Annotated in this window: 3 protein-coding genes and 2 pseudogenes; 2 read left to right on the top strand and 3 right to left on the bottom strand. The window is 51.2% G+C overall.

Annotated elements, in window-relative coordinates; translation table 11 throughout:
- Together Q1M25_RS07950 and ppk1 are read right to left on the bottom strand one after the other, a co-directional pair.
- Positions 1–221: pseudogene (locus Q1M25_RS07950) on the bottom strand (S9 family peptidase); the annotation flags it as partial.
- Between the two features lie 102 nt (positions 222–323).
- Positions 324–2,381, bottom strand: coding sequence for a polyphosphate kinase 1 (gene ppk1 / locus Q1M25_RS07945; protein WP_300483706.1), 2,058 nt, complete (start codon positions 2,379–2,381; stop codon positions 324–326).
- Positions 2,382–2,589: 208 nt separating this feature from the next.
- Between ppk1 and fabI the strand changes: the two genes are divergently transcribed.
- Together fabI and mscL are read left to right on the top strand one after the other, a co-directional pair.
- Positions 2,590–3,378, top strand: a complete 789-nt coding sequence (gene fabI, locus Q1M25_RS07940) for an enoyl-ACP reductase FabI (protein ID WP_003748060.1) — start codon at positions 2,590–2,592, stop codon at positions 3,376–3,378.
- Positions 3,379–3,827: 449 nt separating this feature from the next.
- The gene (gene mscL / locus Q1M25_RS07935) at positions 3,828–4,271 is read left to right on the top strand and encodes a large conductance mechanosensitive channel protein MscL (RefSeq protein WP_004519029.1); all 444 of its coding nucleotides are present in this window, start codon (positions 3,828–3,830) and stop codon (positions 4,269–4,271) included.
- 243 nt (positions 4,272–4,514) lie between these two features.
- Here the strand turns inward: mscL and Q1M25_RS07930 are convergent.
- Positions 4,515–5,099, bottom strand: a pseudogene (locus Q1M25_RS07930) (ribonuclease E/G); the annotation flags it as partial.

Here is a 5,099-nt window from a genome sequence, read left to right as displayed (position 1 = left end):
GCGTCCTGATGGAAATGGTACATCCGCGCGCGGTGTTCCTGACAAAACGGAATCTGCCGCGTGTCCTGCAACTGCGCCAAAATGCCGTCGGACAATGCGCGCGCTTTGTCGTTTTCTAAAAAACGCGCACGCGTTTCGGCATACGCCGCGGCGGCAAAATCTTGCGTTTCGGGAGATTCGAGGTTTTCAAAATGGAGATAGGAATCGGGGTAAGATTTCATAGGAAAAGGCCGTCTGAAAGATTGGGAAACGGAATTATAACGGCAAAATCAAAAAAGGCCGTCTGAAACCTGCATTTCAGACGGCCTGAGACATTATTCAATTTAACGTCCGTATATTTTCCACAAACCTTCCTGCAAACCAAACGCAGGCTCGCCGTCTTGCGTCTGGGTGCGGACGTAGCTGCCGTCAGGCTGCATCAGCCAAGCCTGGGTATTGTCTTCCAAGGCCATTTCCAAACCTTCGCGGATCACGCGTTCTTTGAGTTCGGGCGTGGTAATCGGCGTGGCGACTTCAATGCGGCGGAAGAAGTTGCGACCCATCCAGTCGGCGCTGGAGATAAAGGTATCGTCTGCGCCGTTGTTATGGAAGCAATACACGCGCGAGTGTTCGAGTTGGCGGCCGATGATGGAGCGGACGCGGATGTTTTCGGACAAGCCTTTTACACCCGGGCGCAAAGTACACATACCGCGCACAATCAGGTCGATTTGCACGCCTGCCGCGCTGGCTTGATACAGCGCATCAATCACGCTCGGCTCGATGAGGGAGTTCATCTTGGCGGTAATCCGCGCCGGTTTGCCTGCTTTGGCGTGTTCGGTTTCCTGCTTGATGCGGTCGATGACCATTTTGTGCAGGGTAAACGGGCTTTGATAGAGCTTGTTCAGACGGCCCGGCTTGCCCAAGCCTGTGATTTCCATAAACAAAGTATTCACATCGGCAGTGATTTGTTCGTCGGCGGTGATGATACCGAAGTCGGTGTAAATGCGCGATGTGCCTTGGTGGTAGTTGCCGGTACCGAGGTGGGCATAACGCTTGAGCATGCCGTCTTCGCGACGGATAACCAAAGCCATTTTGGCGTGGACTTTGTAGCCGAATACGCCGTACACGACGTGCGCGCCCGCCTCTTCCAGCTGCTTTGCCCAATTGACGTTGTTGGCTTCGTCAAAACGCGCCATCAGTTCAACGACGACGGTAACCTGTTTGCCCGCCAGTGCGGCCTTCATCAATGCGCGCACAAGCTCGGAATTGCTGCCGGTACGATAAATGGTCATTTTGACGGCCAACACATCCGGATCGGCTGCGGCCTCGCGTATCATTTGGACAACCGGATCAAACGACTGATACGGGTGGTGCAACAAAATCGGCGACTGTTTGACCAGTTCGAATACGGAGCCGTTTTTGCGCAAGGCTTTCAGACGGCCTGCATTGCGCGGCGGAAACTTCAAATCCGGCCTGTCCACCAAATCGGGAACGGCATTGAGGCGCACCAAATTGACCGGCCCTTTGACCTGATACAGCTCGGCAGAAGTTAGCTTGAACTGGGCAAGCAAGAAGTCGTGAATGTGCGCCGGACAAGTGTCTGCTACTTCCAAGCGCACGCCGTCGCCGTATTCGCGGTCGTGCAATTCGTTTTGAATCGCGGCACGCAGGTTTTTCAAATCTTCTTCATCAACCGTCAAATCGCTGTCACGCGTGAGACGGAACTGATGGCAGTCTTTAACCTTCATGCCGGGAAAGAGTTTGCCGACATGGGCGTGCAAAATCGAAGACAAGAACACAAAGCCTGCATCACCGCCGCAAATTTCAGACGGCATGGGGACGACGCGCGGCAAAATGCGCGGAGCCTGCACAATCGCCATCCCGGACGGACGGCCGAACGCATCCGTGCCTTCGAGTTCGACGGCGAAGTTGAGCGATTTGTTTAACGGGCGCGGGAATGGGTGTGACGGATCAAGTCCGATGGGGGTGAGAATGGGCAAAAGCTCGTTGTCGAAATAGTTTTCGATCCATTTTTTCTGCGCAGCCGTCCATTTGTGGCGGCGATAGAAATGAATGCCGGCACGGCTGAGTGCAGGCTGCAATACTTTGTTAAACAGGTCGTACTGCTCGCGGATCAGAGCCTGCGCCTCTTTCGCCACCGCTTCGATGGTTTCGGCCGCGGTTTTTCCGTTGTCGAGCAGCTGATGCGGGCGCAATTTGTTTTCGCGTTTCAACCACGCCATGCGCACTTCAAAAAATTCGTCCAAATTGGAAGACACGATGCACAAAAAACGCAAACGCTCCAACAAAGGAACTTTCGTATCCTGCGCCTGAGCCAGTACACGGCGGTTAAACGCCAACAGGCTGAGTTCTCGGCAGAGAATGCGGTTTTGCTCGGGCATGGTTCACTCCTGAAACATCGGTCATTAAGACTATCAAGTATAACGTTTTGCCGCTGTTCCGTCAGGTTTCAGACGGCCTTAGCAGACAACCTTATCCCTATTTGAGGCAAGACAAAGGGTTATCCGTTATTTTCTTTGCCGAAACAGCGGTTTTTGCTATAATGCGCAGTTTAATGCAACCGCAATACCACTGCTAAAGGATAAGAAAATGGGCTTTTTGCAAGGCAAAAAAATTCTGATTACCGGCATGATCTCCGAGCGTTCCATCGCTTACGGCATCGCCAAAGCCTGCCGCGAACAAGGCGCGGAATTGGCATTCACCTACGTTGTCGACAAACTGGAAGAGCGCGTCCGTAAAATGGCGGCCGAACTCGGCTCCGAACTCGTGTTCCGCTGCGACGTTGCCAGCGACGACGAAATCAACCAAGTGTTCGTTGACTTGGGCAAACATTGGGACGGCTTGGACGGCCTCGTCCACTCCATCGGCTTCGCCCCCAAAGAAGCATTGAGCGGCGACTTCCTCGACAGCATCAGCCGCGAAGCGTTCAACACCGCTCACGAAATCTCCGCATACAGCCTGCCTGCGCTGGCCAAAGCCGCCCGTCCGATGATGCAGGGCCGCAACGCCGCAATCGTCGCCCTGAGCTACTTGGGCGCCGTTCGTGCCATTCCTAACTACAACGTTATGGGTATGGCCAAAGCCAGCCTCGAAGCCGGCATCCGCTTCACCGCCGCCTGCCTGGGCAAAGAAGGCATCCGCTGCAACGGCATCTCCGCAGGCCCGATCAAAACCCTGGCCGCTTCAGGCATCGCCGATTTAAGCAAACTCTTGGGCCACGTCGCTTCCCATAACCCGCTGGGCCGCAACGTTACCACCGAAGAGGTCGGCAACACCGCCGCCTTCCTCTTGTCCGACCTCGCTTCCGGCATCACCGGTGAGATTACCTACGTTGACGGCGGTTACAGCATCAACGCGTTGAATGACGAAGAGAACTAAACGGTTTTCACGCAAAACGCACTTTCATCATGAAAGTGCGTTTTTTTATGGCCGTTACATTATGGCTTGAATAACTGCATAACCAAAAAGGCCGTCTGAAAGTCAAATACGGATACGAAACATTAACTTTACAGGCTTTCAATGATTATGTTTTCAGCATTATTATATTATCATTCTACCTCAATTTGAAATTCCGATAGAGCATTGATTCTAAAGATAACATTCATGTTATCTGATACTTAGCTACTGATAAAAAGTGGTGTAAAAAAGTAACAGAAAAAATTCAGACGGCCTGTTTTTCATACAGAAGGCATAGAAGCAGGGCATTTTTGGCATAAAATACAAAATTTAACATTATTGAATTTTTCTTAACTAATAAAGCGTTAAGATGCCTGCCGATTAATTGAATCACATCTGATTTTGACTCAAACACATACAGGAGATTAATTATGTCAATCGCTTCAGAATTTAAAGAATTTATTATGCGTGGCAACGTTGTCGACCTCGCAGTCGGTATGGTTGTCGGTACAGCATTCAGCGGCATCGTCAAATCATTGGTTGACGATGTAATCATGCCTCCTATCGGTCTACTAATCGGCGGCGTTGATTTCTCCAACCTGTTCATCACCCTGAAAAACGGCGCACAAGCCGCTCCTGCTGAAGGTTACGCCAACCTGGCAGCCGCTCAAGCAGCCGGTGCCGTTACCCTGAACATCGGTCTGTTCATCAACACTGTGATCAGCTTCCTGATCGTTGCCGCTGCCATCTTCTGCGTGGTTAAAGCCATCAACTCCTTGAAAAAAACCGACGCTCCTGCTGAAGAAGCACCGGCAGAGCCTAGCGAAGAAGTTCTGTTGTTGCGCGAAATCCGTGACTCTCTGAACAAAAAATAATCATAATACCCAAACATACACACACAAACCAAGGCCGTCTGAAACCATTTCAGACGGCCTTTTCTCATACTAATCTGGTATAACCTTTAAGTCCTTCCCACTGAAAGAATTACGCCCTTCCCTTTCTCAGCAAGTTATTCTGCTTTTTTAACCATGAAGCAACCCTCAAATAAGCAGCGCAACTCCTTGCTAATAAAAAAGCCCGATGCGTTCAACATCGGGCTTTTAACTGGAAAACCAATCTTAATCTTTGCGTGTTTCCACCAAAATCATTTCGACTGCTACGTCTTCCACTTCTACTTTAGGCACATCCGAACGGCGTGTTTTAGCAACCGGTTCTGGTTGTGGCTGCGCGGAAAAAGCGGCAACGGCTTGCGGATCGGTTTCAACGAAGATCAAATCGCCTAAGCTCTCAGGTACAACGATTGCGACAGGCGCTGCTTCAGCGACGGCTTCAGTTTGTGTGGCAACAGCTTCGGCTGGTGCTTCAACCGGTGCAACAGTAGCCGTTGCATTCGGAGACAATACCGCAGAAATAGCTTCTTTGACGTTGTTGACCGCAGATGCAAGCAGGGCTTGTTCGGCATCAGCGCCTTCAGTTTGCGCTACGGCAGGCTCGTCTTCGCTTTCAATGGCAAATACGAATGGCTCTGCGCTGGTAACTTCAGGCTCGGATACCACAATCACCAGCGGCTCGGCTTGGTCGCTTTCAGAAGACAATGTCGCATTTGCAGCTTCAACCTTTTCGTTCAAACCTAAAACATGCGCTACGGCAAAGAGGACTTTGTCGGCGGTATCGGTAATGTTCAGGTATTGCTCGATTTTTGC

Source organism: uncultured Neisseria sp. (genome assembly GCF_951230505.1).
GTDB lineage: Bacteria > Pseudomonadota > Gammaproteobacteria > Burkholderiales > Neisseriaceae > Neisseria.
Note: the sequence above shows the minus strand (reverse complement) of the source record. Positions and strands in the feature narration are given on the sequence as shown.